20 protein-coding genes are annotated in these 22400 nt (G+C 64.8%); 6 read left to right on the top strand and 14 right to left on the bottom strand.

What is annotated here, in order from left to right:
- Positions 1–132 precede the first annotated feature (132 nt).
- The 5 genes from ACNJX9_RS28660 to ACNJX9_RS28680 all read left to right on the top strand — a co-directional run bounded on the left by ACNJX9_RS28660 (position 133) and on the right by ACNJX9_RS28680 (position 4852).
- Positions 133–1182: a LysR family transcriptional regulator gene (locus ACNJX9_RS28660; protein WP_439405348.1), complete on the top strand. Its 1050-nt coding sequence runs from the start codon at positions 133–135 to the stop codon at positions 1180–1182.
- A 29-nt stretch (positions 1183–1211) separates the two neighbouring features.
- Positions 1212–1583: a helix-turn-helix domain-containing protein gene (locus ACNJX9_RS28665; RefSeq protein WP_020608151.1), complete on the top strand. Its 372-nt coding sequence runs from the start codon at positions 1212–1214 to the stop codon at positions 1581–1583.
- A 404-nt stretch (positions 1584–1987) separates the two neighbouring features.
- Positions 1988–3352, top strand: a complete 1365-nt coding sequence (locus ACNJX9_RS28670; RefSeq protein ID WP_439405349.1) for a L,D-transpeptidase family protein — start codon at positions 1988–1990, stop codon at positions 3350–3352.
- A 109-nt stretch (positions 3353–3461) separates the two neighbouring features.
- On the top strand, positions 3462–4277 hold the full coding sequence (locus ACNJX9_RS28675) for an enoyl-CoA hydratase (protein WP_439405351.1): 816 nt from the start codon (positions 3462–3464) through the stop codon (positions 4275–4277).
- Positions 4278–4576: 299 nt separating this feature from the next.
- On the top strand, positions 4577–4852 hold the full coding sequence (locus ACNJX9_RS28680) for a hypothetical protein (RefSeq protein ID WP_439405352.1): 276 nt from the start codon (positions 4577–4579) through the stop codon (positions 4850–4852).
- Positions 4853–4894: 42 nt separating this feature from the next.
- Here ACNJX9_RS28680 and ACNJX9_RS28685 read toward each other — a convergent pair whose 3' ends face one another.
- The 8 genes from ACNJX9_RS28685 to ACNJX9_RS28720 all read right to left on the bottom strand — a co-directional run bounded on the left by ACNJX9_RS28685 (position 4895) and on the right by ACNJX9_RS28720 (position 13897).
- Complete coding sequence (locus tag ACNJX9_RS28685) at positions 4895–5974, bottom strand: isocitrate/isopropylmalate dehydrogenase family protein (RefSeq protein ID WP_057753354.1); 1080 nt, start codon at positions 5972–5974, stop codon at positions 4895–4897.
- Positions 5975–6104: 130 nt separating this feature from the next.
- Positions 6105–7172, bottom strand: a complete 1068-nt coding sequence (locus tag ACNJX9_RS28690; RefSeq protein ID WP_057753356.1) for an alcohol dehydrogenase — start codon at positions 7170–7172, stop codon at positions 6105–6107.
- A gap of 79 nt (positions 7173–7251) precedes the next feature.
- Complete coding sequence (locus ACNJX9_RS28695; protein ID WP_439405353.1) at positions 7252–8223, bottom strand: ABC transporter ATP-binding protein; 972 nt, start codon at positions 8221–8223, stop codon at positions 7252–7254.
- Entirely contained in the window at positions 8220–9212 is a 993-nt protein-coding gene (locus tag ACNJX9_RS28700) for an ABC transporter ATP-binding protein (RefSeq protein ID WP_439405354.1), read from the bottom strand. Before ACNJX9_RS28700 ends, ACNJX9_RS28695 begins: the two co-directional genes overlap by 4 nt.
- Positions 9209–10081 carry an ABC transporter permease gene (locus ACNJX9_RS28705; RefSeq protein WP_439405355.1) on the bottom strand — a complete coding sequence of 291 codons (873 nt, stop codon included), beginning with the start codon at positions 10079–10081 and terminating at the stop codon, positions 9209–9211. Before ACNJX9_RS28705 ends, ACNJX9_RS28700 begins: the two co-directional genes overlap by 4 nt.
- On the bottom strand, positions 10068–11018 hold the full coding sequence (locus ACNJX9_RS28710) for an ABC transporter permease (protein WP_439405356.1): 951 nt from the start codon (positions 11016–11018) through the stop codon (positions 10068–10070). Before ACNJX9_RS28710 ends, ACNJX9_RS28705 begins: the two co-directional genes overlap by 14 nt.
- Positions 11019–11025: 7 nt before the next feature.
- Positions 11026–12570, bottom strand: coding sequence for an ABC transporter substrate-binding protein (locus ACNJX9_RS28715; protein WP_439405357.1), 1545 nt, complete (start codon positions 12568–12570; stop codon positions 11026–11028).
- Positions 12571–12700: 130 nt separating this feature from the next.
- A complete protein-coding gene (locus ACNJX9_RS28720; RefSeq protein WP_439405359.1) occupies positions 12701–13897 on the bottom strand; it encodes a CaiB/BaiF CoA transferase family protein in 1197 nt (398 codons plus the stop codon).
- A 204-nt stretch (positions 13898–14101) separates the two neighbouring features.
- Here ACNJX9_RS28720 and glgA point away from each other — a divergent pair, with 204 nt between their 5' ends.
- Positions 14102–15517, top strand: a complete 1416-nt coding sequence (gene glgA, locus ACNJX9_RS28725; protein WP_057753370.1) for a glycogen synthase GlgA — start codon at positions 14102–14104, stop codon at positions 15515–15517.
- Between the two features lie 138 nt (positions 15518–15655).
- Here the strand turns inward: glgA and ACNJX9_RS28730 are convergent, their stop codons facing one another.
- From ACNJX9_RS28730 to ccoG, 6 genes are all read right to left on the bottom strand, one after another.
- Positions 15656–16606 (bottom strand): oxygenase MpaB family protein, encoded by a 951-nt coding sequence (locus ACNJX9_RS28730; protein WP_439405360.1) that lies wholly within the window; start codon positions 16604–16606, stop codon positions 15656–15658.
- 69 nt (positions 16607–16675) lie between these two features.
- Positions 16676–17815 (bottom strand): DUF3734 domain-containing protein, encoded by a 1140-nt coding sequence (locus ACNJX9_RS28735; RefSeq protein WP_439405361.1) that lies wholly within the window; start codon positions 17813–17815, stop codon positions 16676–16678.
- Between the two features lie 129 nt (positions 17816–17944).
- Positions 17945–18115: a cbb3-type cytochrome oxidase assembly protein CcoS gene (gene ccoS / locus ACNJX9_RS28740; protein ID WP_057753377.1), complete on the bottom strand. Its 171-nt coding sequence runs from the start codon at positions 18113–18115 to the stop codon at positions 17945–17947.
- Positions 18115–20304, bottom strand: coding sequence for a cation-translocating P-type ATPase (locus tag ACNJX9_RS28745; protein ID WP_439405363.1), 2190 nt, complete (start codon positions 20302–20304; stop codon positions 18115–18117). The genes ccoS and ACNJX9_RS28745 overlap by 1 nt, the downstream gene beginning before the upstream one ends.
- A 10-nt stretch (positions 20305–20314) precedes the next feature.
- Entirely contained in the window at positions 20315–20800 is a 486-nt protein-coding gene (locus tag ACNJX9_RS28750) for a FixH family protein (RefSeq protein ID WP_057753381.1), read from the bottom strand.
- 15 nt (positions 20801–20815) lie between these two features.
- Positions 20816–22282, bottom strand: coding sequence for a cytochrome c oxidase accessory protein CcoG (gene ccoG / locus ACNJX9_RS28755; protein ID WP_439405365.1), 1467 nt, complete (start codon positions 22280–22282; stop codon positions 20816–20818).
- Between the last annotated feature and the right edge of the window lie 118 nt (positions 22283–22400).

The raw sequence follows: 22400 nt of genomic DNA on the forward strand, positions 1-22400 counted from the left end.
TCCCGGCGCTAGCAACACTCCAATACCACATCAGGCGCGGTAAGTATGCCGTTCAAAACTCGCCGTTCCCCAACCCGTCGTGGTTGTGGTTTGCGCTAGATTCTGCCAGTTTAGCGGTCCGAAGGGACTTGTATGCACTCCTTGGCGGAAAGGGGCGTTCCCCTGGAGGAACGCCTAAAAACAAATTTCAGCGGCCTCTCCGATTGGGACGCGGCCCGCATATTTCTGGAAGTCGTTCGATGCGGCAGTTTCCGCTCGGCGGCCGAACGTCTGTCTCTGTCGATCAACGCTGTCCGCCGCCGAATCGATGATTTTGAGCGCCAGACCGGCACGACCCTGTTCACCCGCGACGTCCACGGCACCCATCTCACTGACGAAGGCGCGATGGTGGTGTCTGCCGTCGAGCGCATGGAGGCGGCGGCCTTCGACGTGTTGCGCACCAGCGATTCCACCGCCAACGCCCTCACCGGCGAGGTCCGCGTCGCCGTGACGGAAGGGTTGGGAACGTTCTGGCTTGCTCCGCGCCTGGTCGAATTCCAGCAGGCCTATCCGAAAGTCCTGGTCGATCTGCATTGCGCGATGCGGTCGGCCGACGTCTCCCGCCACGAGGCCGACGTCGCCATCCATCTGTCGCGGCCCTCGGCCCTCGACGTCAAGCTGGTCCGGCTCGGCCGCATGCATCTGATGTTCTGGGCTTCGGAAAAGTACCTTGAGAAATACGGCACGCCGCGCTCGGCCCACGAATTGATCAAGCACCGCCTGGTGCTGCAATTCGCCGACCAGCTCGCCGCCAAGGAAACCTTTGAAAGCTTCTTCCCGGGCGTTCAGGAACGTGACCTCCTGGTCATGAAGACAAACGTCTCAAGCGCCAACTACTGGGCGGTCGCGAACGGCGCCGGCATCGGCGTCTTCCCGAGCTATGCCATTGCGCTTGGCGGGAAGTTGATTCCACTGGAGGTCGAATTGAACCGACCACTGGATATCTGGTTGTCTTACCATCCCGGTAGCGGCCGGATTCCCCGCGTGCGGCACATGATTGACTGGCTGATCGAAGCTTTCAATCCGGCTCGCTTCCCGTGGTTTAAGGAAGAATTCGTGCCCCCGCATGAATTCAAGGACTCGTATATGGGCGAACCCCTGACCCAGCTCTTCGGGGGATTTTCAACCGAAGAACAAAGGTGAAAACCAAAATGAAAGCAGCGGCGAAGAGAATGAAGCAGCGCAGTGCCGGCAAGCCGGACATCGAGCTTGGCAAGCGGATCCGCTTGCGGCGCGTCGAGATGAAGATCTCGCAGGCTGAGCTCGGCGAAAAGCTTGGCGTGAGCTTCCAACAGGTCCAGAAATACGAGAAGGGCGTCAATCGCGTCGGCGCGGCTCGGCTTCAGCAGATCGCCTCCGCTCTCGACGTGCCCGTGACCTTCTTCTATGACGGCGACAACAAGGCCCGCGAAGTCGAAAGCCTCCTGTTCCTGGACTCGGCTTTCAGCCTCCGCCTGCTGCGCGCCTACAGCAAGATCAAGGATCAGACGGTGCAGCGTCAGCTCGTCTCGCTGATGGAATCGATCGCAGCGAACGAAAGCTGAGCCGATCTGCGGTCCGGCCACCATGGCCGATGTTCAATCCGCCACGTCACGGCGGCGTGGCCGGATTGGACTGGACTGACGGACCCGATCTGACGGATCAGATTGGCCTATGCGTGATCTGCGCGCGGTCAGGCTTCTGGGCGGTGTTGCCGCCCCTTTTCTCTAGTCATTGCCCCGCCATTCGGCGCTGATTTTGCGAACCCATTCCTGCTCTGCAGCGACCAATCGAGAGCCTTCGCACTGGGAGGCGCGGGGTTTTTAATTCGCTGTGCTTAATGGGGCCTCAACCCTGACGACCTAGATTGCCGCCGATTCTAACGAATCGGCGCACACGGCACGGCGGCCGGAAATTGCTGATGCGAGCGTCCGTTGCGGGCCTCGTCCTCATGGGGAAGACCAGACAGATGTCGAAACGCCTTGCCGTGATCATTGCCACGAATCTGTTCGCGACGGGCCTGCTCGCCAGCGCGTCCGCGTTGGCGCAGACCGAGACCACGGGCCAGGCCGGCCCCAAACCCGCCGCCCCGTCCGGGACGGTACCGGCAACCGCCAACCCGGCTCACGCCGCCGCGCCCAAAACCGCAGTCGCGGCCCCGGCGTCGACCGCCGAGAGCCGCTCCGCCGCGGCGCTCGCGCTGACGCATGAGCCGACCTATGACGAGGGCACGGCCCAGCGGATCAAGGACGCGGCGTTGAGCTATTCCGATCTCGCTGTGCGCGGCGGCTGGCCTGCGATTGCCGCGGACGCCAAGTTCGCGCTCGGCGTCCAGGGCGCCGATGACGACCTCCTGCGCAAGCGCCTGATCCTTTCCGGTGACCTCGCGGCCGACAAGGCGAGCGGCGCCTTCGACCAGGATCTGGCCGATGCCGTGAAACGCTTCCAGGCCCGACACGGTCTTGCGCCGACCGGCACGATGACGCCGCGCACGCTCGCGGCGATGAACGTGTCCGTGCAAAAGCGCATCCGCCAGCTCGAGGCCTCGCTCGAGCGGCTGGAGAACACGAATTTCTCCTTCGGCCAACGCTACGTCGTGGTCAACATCCCGGCCGCCTTCGCCGAGGCGGTCGAGAACGATGTCGTGGTGCGGCGCTATCGCATCATCGTCGGCAAGACCGAAAAACCCTCGCCGACGCTGACGGCCCAGATCACGGGCGTGGTGCTCAACCCGACCTGGACGGTGCCCTCCTCGATCGCCAAGACCGAGATCTCAGCGCATATGCGCAAGGACCCGACCTATCTGTCGCGCATGCACATGGAGGTGCTCGACGCCCACGACAATCCGATCGATCCGCATTCGGTCGACTGGTCGGGCACGCACACGCCGAACTTCACCGTGCGGCAGCAGAACGGCAGCTTCAATGCGCTCGGCGCGGTGAAGATCGACATGCCGAACTCCTATTCGGTCTATATGCACGACACCAACCAGCGCAATCTGTTCAGCGACGACTACCGTTTTGATTCCCACGGTTGCTCCCGCGTCGACAATGTGCGCGATCTCGCGGCCTGGCTGCTCAAGGACCAGCCGAAATGGACGCGCGCGGCGATCGACGCCGAGATCGCCACCGGTCAGCATCAGGAGGTCGCCATGGCCAAGAAGGTGCCGGTGGCCTGGATCTATCTCACGGCGTGGATGACCAAGGACCAGACCATCCAGTTCCGCAACGACGTCTATAACCAGGACGAGCAGTTGCTCGAGGCCACCGCGGAAGAGGCTGCGTTCTTCAGCAATGCCGGCAACCATCCGCTGACCGCGCATATGGCGCAGTAGGCATGCAATCGCGGTACGGGCGGATGCAGAGCCGCATCCCCGGCCGCGGTTGACCCGGGCCTCGGCCTGACAGCACATTGTGCCTCGCCAAACGACAAGCGAGCGCGCGATGCCTGATCTGTCCCAAGAGACTCCCTACGCCGACGGCAAGATCCTCAAGCAGGTCACCGACGGCGTCGGAATCATCACCTTCAACAATCCCGACAAGCGCAACGCGATGTCGCTGGAGATGTGGGAGGGATTTGGCGAAGCGCTGACGTCCTTGCGCGACGACGAGGCGGTGCGCGTCGTGATCCTGCGCGGCGCCGGCGGCAAGGCGTTCGTCTCGGGCGCCGACATCAGTCAGTTCGAGAAGGTCAGGCACAACGCGGCCGCGTCCGAGGAATACGGCAAGCGCAGTGCGGCCCAGCGCGCGATGCTCGCCGATTTCCCCAAGCCGACGATTGCCTGCATCCAGGGCTTCTGCCTCGGCGGCGGCATGCAGGTCGCGATGCTGGCCGACATCCGCATTGCCGCGCATGACAGCCAGTTCGGCATTCCCGCGGCGAAGCTCGGCATCGCCTATGGCTATGACGGGTTGAAGCATCTGGTGTCGCTGGTCGGCCCGTCCTGGGCGCGGCTGTTGATGTATACGGGCATGCGCATCGATTCCAGCGAGGCGCTGCGCATTGGCCTGGTCGAACGCGTGATCCCGGACGACCAGCTCTGGGGCGAGACCATGGCCATTGCTCTGACGATTTCGCAGAACGCGCCGCTTGCGATCAAGGCCGCCAAGATCACCATCGCAGAGGTGCTGAAGGACGAAAGCGCGCGCGACATGGGCGCCATCAAGGCGATCGGCACCGCCTGCATGGACAGCGCCGATTTCCGCGAGGGCCGGCAGGCCTTCATGGAGAAGCGCAAGCCGCAGTTCAGGGGAAAGTGACTCCTCCGTCGCTGTGAGCTCACATCTCTCGCCACCGTCATTGCGAGGAGCTCTTGCGACGAGGCAATCCAGAATCTTCCGCGGTGGGATTCTGGATTGCTCCGCGGAGCCTGTCATCGGGCCGCGCTTCGCGCGGACCCGGTGGCTCGCAATGACGAGGTGGAGAGACCGAGCACACCAGGAACTCTCACCTAAGCTGAACCTTCATTCACCAAGATTAAATTCCTCACTTCCCCGCATCGCGATAGCAACCAATTGATGCGCCGCAGGTTCTCCCGCCACCAACGAGGGAGATCGCGATGAAACTCAAACTTGCCGTTCTTGGTCTGGCTGCGCTCGGCACCGCGGCGCTGGCGTCGGGACAAGCGCTGGCGGCGATGCCGAACGGCATTCCCCAAGCTGATCAGCTCGCCGGCGGTCCGGCCGCCCAGGTCGACCAGGTGCGGATGGTCTGCAACGCCTGGGGCCGCTGCTGGTGGCGCCCGAACTATTATAGCGCCTATGGTTACTATGGCCCGCGCCCGTTCTACGGACGTCCCTGGGGCTGGCGGCACCGCCACTGGCACCGCTGGTAGATGACGAAGGGGCCGCAAGGCCCCTTTTTTTGAGTGCGCTCGCTACAGCGCCCCGAGCACCGCCTTGGTGATATCTGCCGTGCCGTTGCTGCCGCCGAACTCCATCGGCTTGAGCCCGCCGGCATAGACCTGGTCCACCGCCCGCTCGATTTGGTCGCCGGCTTCCGCGACGCCTTCGAGGCCGTGCTTGTCGGCGAGCCAGTCCAGCATCATCGCGGCCGACAGGATCATGCCGGTGGGATTGGCCTTGCCCTGCCCCATGATATCAGGGGCGGTGCCGTGACACGGCTGGAACACGGCGTATTTGTCGCCAATGTCGGCGGACGGCGCCATGCCGAGACCTCCGATCAGGCTCGCGGTGATGTCGGAGACGATGTCGCCGAACATGTTCTCCATCACCATCACGTCGAAATCCCAGGGACGCTTGACCAGCATCGCCGAGCAGGCATCGACATAGAGATGATCGGTATTCACATCGGGATGACGCTGGGCGGCTTCGTCAAAGATCCGGCGGAAGAAGGCAAACGCCTTGAACACGTTCGCCTTGTCGACGCACGCGAGGCTGCCAGGCTTGCCGCGCGCCTTGCGCCGCTCGGCGAGGCGGAACGAGAATTCGAACAACCGCTCCGAGGTCTTGCGCGTGATGACCAGCGTTTCGCGCGCGTCCTCATGGGTGACGATGCCCTTGCCCATCGAGGCGAACAGGCCTTCGGTGGATTCGCGGATCACGACGAGATCGATGCCGCGCTTGTCGGCACCGACGATCGGGCTCGGCACGCCCGGAATGAGACGCGCCGGACGCACGCCGGCGTAGAGATCGAAGATGAAGCGCAGCTCGATCTGCGGCGCGATTTCGGTATTATCAGGATAGCGCACCGACGGCAGGCCGCAGGCCCCGAGCAGGATGGCGTCCGCCTCCTCGCACAGCTTGATGGTCGAGTCCGGCATCGACTTGCCGGTGGCGAGATAGTTGTTGGCGCCGGCAGCCGCCTCGGTAAAGCGGAAGCGCAAGCCTGACCTCGTCTCGATCTTGCGCAGCACCTCGAGCGCGGGCGCCATGACTTCGGGACCGATGCCGTCACCGGCGAGCACGGCAATGTGGAAGGCGTTGTTTGCGGACATTTAAGGGGCCTCAAGGCAGGGAATTAGCCAGGTCGTCATTGCGAGCGAAGCGAAGCAATCCAGAACGACATCTGCGGAGATAGTCTGGATTGCTTCAGTTCGCTCGCAATGACGGGGAGAGAGCGTCGAACTACGGCGTCAGCACCGTGCGCCCGACCACCGCGCCCTGCTGCAATTGCAACAGCGCATCGTTGGCTTTGCTGAGCGGCGCCGTCGTCACCGGGATCGGCGGGATCTTCTTGGCGCGCACGAGATCGAGCAGCTCCTGCGTTTCGCGCAGGTTGCCGACATAGCTGCCCTGGATCGTCACGGCCTTGATCGGAATCAGCGGCAGCGCCCAGGTCGCCCCGCCACCGAACAGGCCGACGATGACGAGCTTGCCGCCCTTGGTCAGGCAATCGAAGCCGAGCTGCGTCGTGGCAGAGTTGCCGACGAGATCGATCACGGCGCGGATCGGACCGCCCGCCTTCTTTGCGAGCTGCTCCAACGCGTCGCCCGCCTTGGGATCGACCGTGGCGAGCGCGCCGGCCTTCTCCGCGGCCTCGCGCTTCCTGGCATCGATGTCGACCATGATCGCGCCCTTGCCGCCCATCGCCTTGAGCAGCGACAGCGCCATCAACCCGAGGCCGCCGGCGCCGAACATCACGATCGGCGTGTCAAAATGCTGCTCGACCTTCTTCAGCGCGCTGTAGGTGGTGACACCCGAGCAGGCATAGGGCGCAGTGGTCGCGGGATCGAGCCCTTTCAGGTTGAGCAGGTAGCGCGGATGCGGCACCAGCATGTGGTCGGAATAGCCGCCGTCGCAATAGACGCCGAGCGAGCGCGGCGTCAGGCACATGTTTTCATCACCGGCAAGGCACGTCGCACACTTGCCGCAACCGATCCAGGGATAGACCAGGCCGACGTCCCCGAGCTTGAGGTCGCCCTGGTCGGTCGGCTTCACATCGGGACCGAACGCCAGGACTTCACCGACGGTCTCGTGGCCCATGGTCAGCGGCAGATTGATGCCGCGGTCTTTCAGCGACAGCGGCTTGCGGCCGTGACCGAGATCGTAGCCGCCTTCCCAGATGTGGAGATCGCTGTGGCAGACCCCGGCAGCCTTCACCTTGATCAGCACCTGCGTGCCCGTGGGCTGCGGCGTCGCCTCGTCGAACTCCTGCAGCGGTGCCTTGAAATCGGCGACCTTGAAACTCTTCATGGCGTCCTCCCGGCATGCTTGTTGTCGCGCCACCATGCCATGGGCGGCGGGGCGAGACAAACCCGGCAGGGGTCTTAAGTCAGGCCAGCGGATGATGACAAGCCGCGAACTGGCCGGATGCGACCTCGCGCAGCTCCGGTATCTCCGCGCTGCATCGCAGGTCTGCTCGCGGGCATCGCGTGCGGAAACGGCAGCCGGATGGCGGCGCAATCGGCGATGGCGGCTCGCCGGTCGCCACGCTTTCGGCGGGACGAACATCCGGATCAGGCACCGGGATCGCCTGCAGCAGCAGCGCGGTGTAGGGATGCACGGGTCGTGCAAACAATTGCTCCGACGGGGCGACCTCGCAGAGCCGGCCGAGATACATCACCGCGACGCGATCGCTGACGGCTTTGACCACGGCAAGATCATGCGCGATGAACAGCAGCGTCAGGCCGAAGCGCGCCTTCATCTCTTCCAGCAGATTGAGGATCTGCGCGCGGATCGAGACGTCGAGCGCCGAGACCGGCTCGTCGCAGACGACGAATTCCGGATTGAGCACCAGCGCCCGCGCGATGCAGATGCGCTGGCACTGACCACCTGAGAATTCATGCGGCAGGCGGTTCGCCACGAGATCGGGATCAAGCCCCACCGCGGAGAGCACCTCCTGCACGCGGCGTTTGCGCTCGGCGGCGTCCTTGACGCCGGCAATGATCAGCGGCTCGGCGACGATGTCGCCAATGCGCCGGCGCGGATTGAGCGAGGCGATCGGATCCTGGAAGATCAGCTGCACGCGGCGGCGCATTTTTCGCAGCGCCTCGCCTTCCATCGCCGTCAGGTCTTCGCCGTCGAACAGCACGCGGCCGGACTTGGCACGGCGCAATTGCAGCACTGCGCGCCCCAGCGTCGACTTGCCGCAGCCGGATTCGCCGACCAACCCCAACGTCTCGCCGCGCGCGACGTGAAGGCTGACACCGGAGACGGCATGCACGATCTTGTTGCCGAGACCGTATTCGACAACGAGATTGTCAACGTTCAGGAGCGGCTGATCGCGAACGGCCAGTTGCATCATGCGCCCACCCCCTCCGTCATCTGGATCGGATGGAAGCAGGCATAGAGATGCTCCGATATCTCCGCGCTTTTCAGCTCGGGCTTGGCCTCACGGCAACGCCCGGTCGCATAGGGGCAGCGCGGCGCGAAGGAGCAACCCTTGAGCGGTCGCGTCGGATCGGGCGGGCGGCCGGAGATGGCCGGCAGCGGCGTGTGCGGCGCGGTTTCCAGCTTCGGGATCGCCGCCAGCAGTGCCTCGGTGTAGGGCATGTGCATGCGCTTGAACAAGGCCAGCGTCGGTGCGCGCTCCACCACCCTGCCCGCATACATCACCGCGACCTCATCGGCACGGCCGGCGACGACGCCGAGATCGTGGGTGATGATGATCATGGCCATATGGCGTCGCCGCTGCTCGCGTGCCAGCAGATCGAGAATTTGCGCCTGGATGGTGACGTCGAGCGCCGTGGTCGGCTCGTCCGCAATCAGCAGTTTTGGCTCGCAGGACAGCGCGATCGCAATGGCAATACGCTGGCGCATGCCGCCGGAGCATTGATGCGGATATTGCGCCAGCCGCTGCTCCGGTGCGGGAATCCCGACGGCCGCGAGCAGCTCGATGCTGCGCTTGCGCGCCGCGGGTGCATCGAGCTCGAGATGCTCCTGGATCGTCTCCATCAACTGCGTACCGATCGTGAGCACCGGATTGAGCGAGGTCATGGGATCCTGGAACACGACCGCGAGCTCGCGCGCGCGCAGGCGCCGCAGGCTTTCAGGCGCGAGCCGGACCAGATCCTGGCCATCGAACATCACGCGCCCGGAGAGTTTTGCCTTGTTCGGCAGCAGCTGGAGCACCGCGCGCGACAGCATGGTCTTGCCGCAGCCGGATTCGCCGACGATGCCAAGCGTACGGCCCGCCTCCAGCGACAGATCGACGCGATCAACCGCGCGCAAATTGCCGCGCGGCGTCGGCAGCTCGACGGCGACATCCTCGATGGTCAGGAGCGGCATACTCACAGCGCCCCCTGACGCGGGTCGGTCAGCGCCCGCATGGTGTCGCCGACGAGATTGAAGGCCAGCACGGTCAGGAACAGCCCGGCTGCCGGCAGGAAGGCCAGCCGCGGCGCGACGTCGAGACTGTCGCGCCCCTCGCCGATCATGCTGCCCCAGCTCGCCATCGGGGGCGGCACGCCAAGCCCGAGGAAGGACAGCGCGCCCTCGACCACGATGGTGACGGCGACGCCGAGCAAAAAGAAGGCCAGCAGCGGCAGGATCACGTTCGGCAACAGCTCACGCAGCAGGATGCGCGCGTGGCTGGCGCCCAGCGCCTCAGCCGCAATTACAAACTCGCGCCGCGCCAGCGACAGCGTCGCCGCGCGCGCCACCCGCATGAAGGCGGGAATACCGAGCACGCCAAGGATCACGGTCAGATTGGGAATGGACTGGCCGAGATAGGCCGTCACCGCGAGGGCAAAGATCAGCGGCGGAAAGGCGAGAAGCACATCCATGCTGCCGACCACCAGTGTCTCGAACCGGCCGCGGAAATAGCCGGCGAGAAGGCCCAGCGCGCCGCCGATGCCAAGACCGATCATCGGGGCGATCAGCCCAACCGTCAGTGACACGCGCGCGCCAAAGATCAGACGGGCAAGCTCGTCGCGGCCAAGGCCGTCGGTGCCGAGCCAATGCTCGCCGGAGAACGCGGCGCGGCGCTCCAGCATGTCCATGTCGACAGGGTTCTGCAGCGGCAGCACCGGCGCCAGAATCGCCAGTGTCAGGATGATCGCGAGCCAGCCGCTCGCGATCCAGAACAACAGGCCGAGCTTGCGCCCGCGGCGGATCGGCTCGGATGCAATCTCGTCCTGGATTGACAGCTCAAGCGTGGCCATGGCGGATCCTCGGATCGAGCACGGCGTAGAGCATGTCGACGATGAAATTCACGATGACGAAGCCGCAGGCCACCAGCAGCACCACGCCCTGGAGGATGACGAGGTCGCGGGTGTAGATCGCGCCGACCAGCAGCCGGCCGATGCCCGGCAGTGCGAAGATGGACTCAACGATCAGCGTGCCGCCGAGCAGGCGGCCGATATTGATGCCCGTCACCGTCACCAGCGTCAACGACGACGGTTTCAGCGCGTGGACGAACAGGATGCGCGAAGGCTTCAGGCCCTTGGCTTTGGCCAGCGCAATATAGTCCTCCTGCAAGGTTGCGATCATGTCGGAGCGCAGCACGCGCATGATCCCCGGCCATTCCGCCAGCGCCAGCGTCAGGGCCGGCAGCACGAAGAAGCGCAAATTGGCCAGCGGATCCTCGGTAAACGGCACATAGCCGGTCGCCGGCAGCCAATGCAGCTCGACCGCGAACAGGTAGATCAGCAGGATCGCGACCAGAAAGGACGGCATCGACAGCATCGCAAAGGCGCTCCCGGTCATGAAGCGGTCGAATGCGCCGCCCGCGCGCGCGGCACAGGCGATGGCGACGGGAACGCCGATCAAGAGGCCGATGAACTCGGCCATCAGCATCAGCTCGAGCGAGACCGGGATGCGCTCGCTGACCGCCTGCAGCACCGTCTGCCCGGTGCGGAACGAGCGACCGAGATCGCCTTGAAGCAGGTGACCGAGCCAGCTCAGGTAACGCCACCACAGCGGCTGGTCGAGCCCCATATCATGGCGCAGCGCCGCGACCTTCTCAGGCGTCGCCTGATCGCCCAGGATGACATAGGCGAGATCGCCCGGCAGCAGCGAGGCGATCAGGAAGGTGAGCAGCGAGACGGCAAGCAGGACCGGCACAATGTACAGGAAGCGGCGCGCAACGAAGCCGACCATGCGCGGGCTATTCCTTCCAGACGCGGGACACGTCGATCATCCCGCTGTACATCTTGGGCAGCCCTTTGATGTTGGCGCTCGACACCGCGTAATAGGTGTTCTGGAAGGTCCAGAACCAGATCGCTTCCTTGTTGATCACACGCGTGGCCGCACAATAGTCGTCAATGCGCTTGTCGATCTCGGCGGTCACACGCGCGTGCTCGAGCAGCTTGTCCAGCTCCGGATTCGAATAATTTGCCAGTGCGACCGGGCTGCCGGTGTGGAAGTTGGCGAACATCTGCGGATCGGGATCGGCGAGGTCGACGATGCGCCATGGGAGAAGCTGGAATTGCCGCATGAAGCCGCGCGGCGGAATGGTCGCCTGGTCGACCTGGTCGAGCTCCATGCTGGCACCGACATTCTTCCAGAATTGCTGCAACACCTGTCCGATGATGCGGCCGCGCGGAGTGGCCGTGACCACCATCTTGAATTCGACCGGCTTGCCATACTCCTGGATCAGGGCCTTGGCCTTTGCGACGTCAAGCGGCAACGCGCCGTCATCCTTGCACTTGACCCACGAGCCGTCGCCGTACGGATTTGTCGCGGGCTTGGCGAGCCCGTTCGTGACCGCCTGTGACATCTTCTTGCGGTCGATCGCCATCACCAGCGCCTGCCGCACCCGGACGTCATCGAAGGGCGGTGCCTTCGTATTGAATGCGTAGACCTGAGCGCCTGAGCCCGTATAGCTGTGCACGGTCAGCTTCGGATCCTTCTGGGCCTTCTGAAGATTGTCGGGATCGTATTCGTCATCCCAGATGAGATCGGCTTCACCCGACTGCAGGCTTGCAAAGCGCGATTGCGCGTCGGGCAGCGGCTTCAGGATGATGCGATCGAGAAAAACCTTGTCCTTGTCCCAATAGTCGGGATTCCGCTCCAGCACCATGCGATCGCCGGCGGTCCATGACTTCAAAATGTAGGGCCCGGTGCCGACGGGGTTGCGGTTGTAGTCGTCGCCCCTGGTCTTCCAGGCGGTCGGCGAATGCACGGCGGCGTTCTGGTGCGGATAGGACACCAGCGTCGGATAATTCACGGAAGGATCGTTCAGATTGTAAACGACCGTCAGCTCGTCGGGCGCCTGAACGTTGTTGACTGCAGCGATGTAGAATGCGCACCGGCACTTGTTGGCGGGATCTTTCTGCCGGTCGAAATTGGCCTTGTAAGCCTCGGCGTTGAACGGCGTGCCATCGTGGAATTTGACGCCGGGGCGCAGCTTGAACGTCCAGGTCTTGAAGTCGTCTGAATGGGTCCAGGACAGCGCAAGCCTGGGCTGCGGCTCGCCTTTGTCGTCGAGATAGGTCAGCGTGTCGAAGATGGCGGCGGCCGGGGTGAGCGCGGCCGCATCATAGACGCCGACCTTGAGCGGATCGAAGCCGGGAACGTCGAGCTCCAGCCCGACGGTAATGCTGCCGCCAGCCTTCTGCGCCTGCGCGGGCTCAGCCAATGGAAGGAACGCAAATGCCGTAGCAAGGAAAATCGGCGCGCGCTTGCGCGCCGCGGCAGCGATGTTCGTCATGGTTCCTCCCGGGATCCCTCGTCCGATGTTTCGGATCGTTGAATGACTCGGGCGAGATTGGCGAGAAATGCTCGCCACGGCAAGAGGAACGGAAGGGGGTTCGATGCCGCTTATATGCGGCGTGACGTGCTCAGCTGATCGCTTCCGTTTTGCCTGACGGAATTGGCGCGTCATCGGCGAGGCCAATCTCCCCGCGTAGCTCGCGCGTGTGCTCTCCGAGCGTAGCGATGGTCTTGCCCGGCCTCGTATCGGCGCCCGTCATCCGGAACGGCAGACTGATGACCCTGAACGAGCCGCCGCCATCCTCCACGGATGAAAGCGCCTGCCGGTGCGCCAGTTGCGGATCATCAAGGGCTTCCTTGATGGTGCGATAGGCCGAGGCCGGCACGCCGGCCGCGCCTAGGGCGACAAGGCAGGCGTCGGTCGACAGCTGCCGCGACCAGGCCTCGACGCCGTCCATCATGTCGGCCCAGTGCTCGCGCCGTGGGGCGTAAGACGAAAAGCGCGGATCGGAGATCCATCCGGGGCGACCGATCACACCCATCAAGGCCTGAAAGGTCTTCTCGCTCGCGACAGTGATCATGACATAGCCGTTGGCGGTCTCAGTCGGGCCGAACATCGGCCGCGGCGGCGGCTTCACCGCAAATTGCGAGCTCTGCAATTCGATCACCGTCAGCGTGAGCATCGACTCCAGCATGGAGACGTCGATGTGCTGGCCGAGCCCCGTCACGGTGCGCTGATAGAGCGCGGAGGCGATCGCACCAAAACCATAGGTGCCGGTGACGACATCGGCATGGTAGATGCCGCAATAGTCCGGCCTGTTGCGACCGGGCTGGTAGGCAAGATGCGCCATGTCGTAGCCGGAGGCCGCATGGATCACCGGCGCGTAGGCGGGCAGCGCGGCCGACGGACCGGTCTGGCCGTAGCCCGAGATCGAGCAGTAGATCAGCCTGGGATTGACCGGGCGGAGGCTGTCGTAGTCGAGCCGCAACCGGGGCATCACGCCCGGGCGAAAATTCTCGACCAGGATGTCCGCGGTCGCGACCAGACGCCGCACCGCCTCCCGACCGTCCTCGGACTTGAGGTCGAGCACCACGCTCTTCTTGCCGACATTGAGCTGCCCGAACACGGTGCTGAAGCCCTTGCGCAGCGGCGGCCGCGTCCGCATCGTCTCGCCCTCGTCGGTCTCGATCTTGATGACCTCGGCGCCCATGTCGGCCAGCATCCGCGCGCAATGGGGTCCGGCGATCGTGGTCGAAAAATCCAGCACCCTGAGACCGGCGAAGGCCTTTGTCGTCGTCGCTTCGTGCTTATCTGCTAATTGCATCCGTGCCGCGCCCTCGCCGAGTCCCTAAGTCCATTTGGAACTATCGTTGTTCTCTCTTGTTGGTGCGCCGACCCTAGATGGCGGCGGCCGAGTAGGAAAGTCTTTACCGAGCCGGTGCGTCTCACGGGGGGGCCGAGAATATCGAGAGGCAACTGGACCCGATCTTGCATAGCAGCAATCGGGATCGGAAGAGGGCAGCCGTTCTTGAGGGTCTTATTCGTTACGACAGAGATGGACGACTTCGTCCGCGTCGGCGGACTTGGTGCCGTTTCCGCGGCCCTCCCAAGAGCGCTCCGCCCCTTCGCCGATATCCGGATCATGCTGCCCGGCTATCGCGACATCATCGAGCAACTCACGCATATTCAGGTCGTTGGACGCTGCCCGGCATTTGCGGAGATGCCGGCCTGCTCGCTTGGACGGGCCGCGACCAAGGACGGAATGCCGGTTTATGTGCTGCTGTGCTCGCAACTCTACGATCGTCCCGGCAACCCTTACGGTGACGAGTCCGGGCGCGACTGGCCCGACAACGACATCCGCTTCGCGCGCTTTGCTTCGGCTGCCGCTGAGCTTGCCATGGGCAAGCTGGACAAGAATTGGGCAGCAGACCTGATCCATGCCAATGACTGGCAGGCCGCGCTCGTACCGGCCTACCTCGCCTGGCAAGGCGCCAAGCTGCCGTCGATCCTGACCATCCACAACCTCGCCTATCAGGGTCTGTTTCCAAAGGAGTCGCTGCGGCGAATCGGCATCCCCGAAAGCTCCTTCCACATCGACGGCGTCGAGTTCTACGACCAGCTCTCCTTCCTCAAGGCAGGCCTGGTCTACGCCTCGCACCTCACCACCGTCAGCGGCACCTATGCGCGCGAGATCACCACGGAGGAATTCGGCTGCGGCCTCGAAGGCCTGCTGCGCGTCCGCTCCGACGCGTCCGAGCTCACCGGCATCCTCAACGGCATCGACGAGAGCTGGGACCCGCGCTCCTGCGCCCAGCTCGCCCAGCAATTCGGCGCCGGCGACTGGGTCGGCAAGAAAGCCAATGCGGACTACGTGCGCAAGCAGTTTGGCCTCGCGGTCTCGCGCGGACCGATGTTCGGCATCGTCGCGCGCCTCGTGCACCAGAAGGGCATCGACCTCGTGCTGTCGGCCGCCGACGAGATCATCGACGCCGGCGGACAGATCGTGGTCACCGGCTCCGGTGAGCCCGCGCTGGAGCAGGCGCTGATCAACGCGCATCGCCGCCGCCCCGATGCCATCGGCGTTGCCATCGGCTTCAACGAGGCGCAGGCCAGGCGCATCTTCGCCGGCAGCGATTTCACCCTGATGCCGTCACGGTTCGAGCCGTGCGGTCTCAGCCAGATGTACGCCCAGCGCTTCGGCTCGCTGCCGATCGGCCACCAGACCGGTGGCCTTGCCGAGACCATCACCGACGGCGAGACCGGCTTCCTGTTCTCGCGCCCCTCGCACGAATCCTTCCTTGGCGGCGTCCGCCGCGCCTTCGAGGCGTTCATGGCCCAGGACCAGCTCGACACCATGCGCCGCAGCGCCATGGGCCGGTCGTTCTCGTGGAGCATCTCGGCGGGAAGCTACAGCAAGCTGTACAGGAAGCTGGCGGTAGCGTGAGGCTGGGGGCGTCTCCTCATCCTCCATCATTGCGAGCGGAGCGAAGCAATCCAGACTGTCTCCGCGGAAGCGGTCTGGATTGCTTCGTCGCAAGAGCTCCTCGCAATGACGGCGCGCGTGTGGCACGAGCGGGCGCTTTCACCCCTTCCCGCGCACATCCATCTGCGGCCGGCCGATCCAAAGCCTGTTGAGACCACGTGTCAGCCAGTCGGGCTGCGGCTCGCCGCGCAGGCGCGCCTGCGCTTCGTGGTAAGGGCTGGCATAGCGCAGCCTGTCGGGCAGTTTCGGATAGATGCGCCGGATCCAGCGCAGCGCTGTGTCGGCAGACCTTGCGTCCCGCTCGTCAATCGCAAGCCCGAAGCCGGCGCGGAGCCGCTCCGGTAGCATCTTTGCGGTGAGCGCCCGATACCAGCGCGGCGGCCGCAACCAGGGCCGCGCGCCACCAAGGATCTGCGCGGCGATCTCGCGCGCGGCCGGACTGACGGTCAACGTCTCCGATTGCATCATCTTCGCCGTATAAGCCGCAAAGCCAGCCCAGTCCGCCGGCAGATCATCATCAGTCAGTCCGAACAGCGCGCCATAGGTCCGGCTCTCGGCCCAGTAGCGCTCGCGCTCCTCGACCATGAGCGGAGGCAGGATCAGGTCATGCGCCATCAGCGCCGACCCGACCAGCGTCGCATGAACCCAGCGCAGCGACGCGATGTCGTTGGCGCAGTAGCGCGACCCGGCCGCGAACGGGCCGACGGTCTCGGGCATCTCGCCGACGATCATGGTGTGGCGCCGGTGCAGTTGCCGGGCCGACAGCAGCGCCCGGTCGAGCGAGCCGAACACCATGGCAAAGACGACGTCGAAGGTGCGGTGAAAGCGGCCGACCGGATCGACAAGGGTCGTCGAGTGCTCGGCAATGGCGGCCGCCACCCAGGGATGGGCGAGCTGAAGCAGCAGCGCGCGGCCGGCACCAAGAAAGACGGCGGCTTCGCGGTCGATCCGCCAGGTCATCGAGTCCGGGCCGAACACACCCGCCACGGGTCCCGCCGCGTCGACGCGGACCCTGTCGAGAGCGGATTCCAGATCATTCTCGGATACCAATGCTGGACCTTTCGATTCCCGGACGTCTGACGATCCACAAGGCCTGTGGCAATTCGATGAAGCGGACCGCTACTCCGCTGCCAGCGGCATCTCGTCGATATGGTCGTGCAGCACGACGCCCGACAACGGATCGAACTCGCCGATCCACGGCGTGCGCGCCAACACCGACCTTGTATGCGCATAGCCGGCGTCCCAACGCTGCTTGATGCCGGACGGGCTGAAGTCGATGTCCTTGGTATGGGTCTCGCGCGCGAGCTGCGGCGCCAGCAGCCGCACGACATGCATGCGCGTCGAGCAGCCGTAGGCGATCAACTCCCTCACCGCGGGATCATCGCGCTCGCCCTCGGGCAATCGCGCCGCAAGCTGGTTGATGACGTGGCGCAGGCGATGGGCCTGTTGCTGGCGCTCGATCTGGCTCGTGATCCGGCTGGAATATTGCACGTCCTTGTGCCGGGTCAGGACCTCTCTCATCGTCGTCGGTTCGGCGCCGACGGGATTCCACAGATGCACGGAGAAGATCAGCGAATCCCGGCGCGGATTGTCGTCGAACACGGCTTCCGTCGGCGAGTTCGAAAGAATGCCGCCATCCCAATAAAGCTCGCCGTCAATACGCACCGCCGGGAAGGCCGGCGGCAGCGCGCCCGAGGCCATCACGTGCTTCACGGTCAGCTCACAGTCGCGCGTGTCGAAATAGCGCATCTGGCTGCTGCCGACATGCGCAGCACCAACCGTGAGGCGCGGTGCGCCGCAATTGGCGCGGCCGAAATCGACGAGCTCGGCCAGCGTGCGTTCCAGCGGCGCTGTCGAATAATAGCCGGCGCGATCGGCGCCGAGCGGAAAGCACTCGCCGGCATGCGCCAGCGGATTGGGCTGGAAGAAGCCGGCAATGCCGTGGGCAACTGTCGACCAATAGGCAAGCGCGTCATCGAAGCCGGCAACGCCTGTTGGTAGAGGCCAGACCGGCTTCTGCTCCATCCGCTTCCAGAATTCCTTCAGGCGCGCGAGCCTGACTTCCGGCGCATTGCCGGCAATCAGGCTGGCATTGATGGCGCCGATCGAGGTGCCGATCACCCAGTCCGGCTCGATGCCCGCCTCATGCAGGGCCTGGTAGACACCCGCCTGATAGGCGCCGAGCGCGCCGCCGCCTTGCAGCACCAGCACGATCTGTCCCGGCAGGCCACTCGGCCTGCACACCCCGGCATTTCCCATGCCCGCCGCACTCCTGCTCCGGAAGAGCCTTACGCAAAATCCTCCGTCATTGTTACGCCCGACGACCATCGGCCGTCCAGCATCCATCGTCCGGGAGGGAGTGCAGAAGCTTACGCAGCCAAGGATGCGTTAACGCTTTGCCGGCGCCTCCTGGGGCGGCGGCTCGTCATCCGCAATCGCCCGCCAGGCGGCGCCGTCAAGATCGTCATACTGGCCGCTGCGGAGCGACCAGAGGAAGGCGGCAAGGCCGGCACCTCCAAGCATCAGCGCCAGGGGCACCAGGATGACCAGGATCTCCATTACACGATCTCCCGCGAGGCGCTGCGGGCCCGCAGCGAGTTCAGCATGACCAGGATCGAGGATCCGCTCATGGCGGCCGCGGCAATCAAGGGCGTCACCACGCCGCTGATCGCGACCGGCACGGCCAGCACATTATAGCCGATCGCAAGCCAGAGGTTTTGCCGCATCAGATGCAGCGCCTTGCGCGCGGAATCGATCGCCGCGACGACCGGGGCCAGCGGCCGGCCGAGGAAGACGAGATCGGCAGTGGCCTGGCTCAGATGTGCCGCCGAAATCGGCGACATCGAGACATGGGCTGCCGCCAGCGACGGTGCATCGTTCATGCCGTCGCCAACCATCAGGACCTTGCTGCCGCGCCGCTTCAGCTCCTCGATCCGCGCGATCTTGTCGGCGGGCGTGACGCCGGCGCGCCATTCGGCGATGCTGAGCGCGTGGGCTGCCGCAATCACCGCGGGCTCGCGGTCGCCGGAGAGAATCTCGACGCCGATGTTGCGATCCTTCAGCGCGGCGATCACGGCCTGCGCATCCGGCCGCAGGCCTTGCCGCACCGAGAGGATGAATTTTTCAGCGCCGTTGCTGAAAGCCACGATAGACGCTTCAGGATCCAGCGTGGCGCGACCGACCAGCGCCTCGGCGCCGCAGAAGGAGGGACGGCCAAGGCGGAGCTCGACGCCGTCCACCACAGCACGGACGCCCTGCCCGGCTTCCTCGACCGCGCCCACGATCGGGGACTTTGCATCCGCAGCCTGCGCAACCGCGGCAGCGACCGGGTGATGGCTCGACAGCGCGAGCCGGCCGGCGAGCGCAAAACTGTCGGGGGGAATGTCAGCCGCATTGGTCACATCGAGATCCGGCAGCGTCAGCGTGCCTGTTTTGTCGAAGATGACGTGATCCGCCTCGGCAAGACGCTCGATGGCGTCGCCGGAATTGAGCAGCACGCCGGCCTTGAACATCGCGCCCGAGGCCACCGTCTGCACGGTCGGAATCGCAAGCCCGAGCGCGCAGGGACAGGTGATGATCAGCACCGCAACGCCTGTCACGATCGCATCGTGCCAGCTCGTTCCCGCGATCACCCAGCCCAGAATGGTGATCAGCGCGGTGGCATGCACCACCGGCGCATAGAGGCGCGAGGCGCGGTCGGCGAGCCGCATGTAACGCGAGCGCGCGGCGAGCGCGTTGTCGAGCAAGCGGGTGATCTCGGCGAGCAGCGTTGCTTCCGACGCAGCCGAAACCCGCACCCGCAAGCTGCCGGAGATGTTCATGGAGCCGGCATAGACAGGCGTGCCGCGCTCGGCCGTGACATAGAGCGTCTCGCCGGTGATCAGGCTCTGGTCGATTTCGGAGCGTCCTTCGATCACGGTGCCGTCGACGGCGCAGCGCTCGCCGGGCCGCAAGAGCACGATGTCACCGGGATGGATCGCCGCGACCGGCACCTGCGAGATCTCGTCGGGCCCGACGAATTTTGCTGCTGTCTCCGCCTTGAGCGCGGCGAGATTGCCGGCGATCGCGCGGGTCCGGCGCCGCATGTTCTGGTCGAGGAAGCGGCCGACCAGAAGGAAGGTCAACAGCATGATTGCCGCGTCGAAATAGGCGTGCTCGGCGTGATTGACGGTCTCGACCACGGACATGCCGAGCGCGAGGCCCACGCCGATCGAGATCGGCACGTCCATATTGGTGGTCTTGTTCGACAGCGCCCGCCATGCCGAGCGGAAGAACGGCTGGCCGGCATAGGCCGCCGCCGGCAGCGCGATCAGCGCCGACAGCCAGTGAAAGAAGTCGCGCTGCTCGGGCAGCATGTCCGAGACGTTGCCCGACCACACCGGGATCGACAGCATCATCACGTTCATGGTGGCAAAGGCGGCAACGCCGAGACAACGCAGCAGGAAACGCGATTCCGCCACTTCAGTCGCTTCCGCGCTCTCGGTCTCGTAAGGATAGGCCTTGTAGCCGAGCTCCTCGAGCCGGTCGATGAAGCGGGCGGGATCGAGCCTGCCCTCCTTCCATTCCAGCGCGACGCGGCGGTCGGTAAGGTTCACCCGCGCGAGCGTGACGTCCGGGATCGCAGACAGGCCGCGCTCGATCTTGGCCATGCAGCCGGCGCAGTGAACGCCCTCGACCGCGAGGTCGATGTGCTGGAGGCCCGCGCCTGCGGTGCGGACGTAGTGGGAGAAATCGCGTGTCACCTGCATGGCGGGGCCTTCAGTTCAAGATGACACGGTTGCGCGACAGGAACACGCGCTCACCTTTCGCGTCGCCCTCGATGACGAGATCCCACTGGCCGGGCGCGACGGAGGCGGCATTGCCACGATAGATGCCGATGCCGGCCTCCGCGAGCCCGACCGCGAGATCCGCGCGCTTGTCGGTCGGTCGTTCCAGGCGGCCTGCGAATTTCAATCCGGTCAACGGTTGGCCGCTTGCGTCACGCGCCTCGACCTGAAGCACGGCGTTGCCGTCGGCGCGCCGCTCGATATGGGCGTTGACCTGCCATTTGCGTGAGGCCTGGTCCTGCGCCGCCGAGATCTCGCGGTCGTAGGCGAGACCCGCGGCATAGGGGCTGTCGACATCTGTGCCGGGCAGCGTCGCAATCGCGAGCTTCATCATGGTGACGTTGACACCGATCACGACGCCGAAGAAGGCGACGAGGATCAGGAAGACCTTTGTTCCGGTCAGCGGCCTGGTTGCCATTGCAGTCTCCTGGTCTTACGGCGCGACGAAATTGTCTGTGGTGGATGCAGCCTCGCCGAGCCCGATATCGGTGACGTGGAAGCGAACCGGAATCGACTTCTCCGGATTGCCTTCGGCCGGCGCGGTGACGAGCAGGCGCAGCTCGCTGGTGGAGTCGCGGGGTATCACGATCATCGGGCGGTCCGGCGTCACGGAATCAGCACCGACGACATGGATCGTCGAATTGACCGGGCCGTCGATATCGATCGCGATCACGCGATCATGTCCGCTCTTGTTCAAGAGCCGGGCGGTGTAGGCATTGCGAATCGAGCCGTCGCTGAGCCTGACCGCAACCGGGTTGCGGTCATGCAGCACGTTGATGTCGAGCAGGGTGCGGGTCGCCAGCACGTAGATCATGATGCCGCCGACCGCCGCGATGATCGCGCTGTAAACCATGGTGCGCGGACGGACGATGCGGTAGATCGGCGCCTCGCCCTCCTGGCGGCGGTGGATGTTGATGTCGTTGTCATAGGCGATCAGGCGAGTTGGCCGGCCGATCTTGGTCATGACATTGTCGCAGGCGTCGATGCAGAGCCCGCACTGGATGCAGCCCATCTGCGCGCCGTCGCGGATGTCGATGCCGGTCGGACAGACCGCGACGCATTGATAGCAGTCGATGCAGTCACCGACATGCTCGCCGAGCGCGCGCAGCTCGGCGGCCTTCTTCACGGAGGTGCGCTTCTCGCCGCGGTCGTAGCGATAGGTGACGTTGAGCGCCCATTCGTCGGTGAGCGCGGCCTGGATGCGCGGCCACGGGCACATATAGGTGCAGACCTGCTCGCGCATGTAGCCGGCGAGCACGAAGGTGGTCGCGGTGAGGATGCCGATCCAGATATAGGCGAGGGCTGGCGCCTGGAAGGTCAACAGCTGCTTCACAAGCGTCGGGGCGTCGTTGAAATAGAGCACCCAGGCGCCGCCGGTCCACCAGGCGATCATCAGCCAGATGAAATTCTTCAGCGCGATCTCGGAGACACGCCGGATCGTCAACGCGCCCACCGATTTGTCCTTCATCATGCGTTCACGGCGGTCGCCCTCGACGAAGCGCTCGACCGCATAGAACAGGTCGGTCCACACCGTCTGCGGGCAGAGATAGCCGCACCAGATGCGGCCGCCCACCGAGTTCATCAGGAACAGCGCGACCGCGGCGACGATCAGAAGGCCGGTGAAATAATAGACCTCCTGCGGCCACAGCTCGATGAAGAAGAAATAGAAGCGGCTGTTGGGAAGATCGATCAGCACGGCCTGGCTCGGGGCGCCGAGACCGCGGTTCCAACGGACGAAGGGCAGGAAGTAATAGACGCCGAGGCAGAACGCCATCAGGCCCCATTTGATCCGGCGGAAGGTGCCGTGGACGCTTTGGGGATAGACCTTCTTGCGGGCTGCGTAGAGCGGCCCGTAGTCATCATCTGATGTGAGGTCTTTCGGGTTCACGGCCTTGTTCATCGCTCAAGTCGCCTCGGAAGGTGCGATTAAACCTAGACCCGACGTCGCTGGGTCCGTTGATCCAGCGCAAACGGGGGCGATTTTGTTCGCCCCCGCCTGCCGCCGATCGTCAGTTTTC

Source organism: Bradyrhizobium sp. BLXBL-03, assembly GCF_051853015.1.
GTDB lineage: Bacteria > Pseudomonadota > Alphaproteobacteria > Rhizobiales > Xanthobacteraceae > Bradyrhizobium > Bradyrhizobium manausense.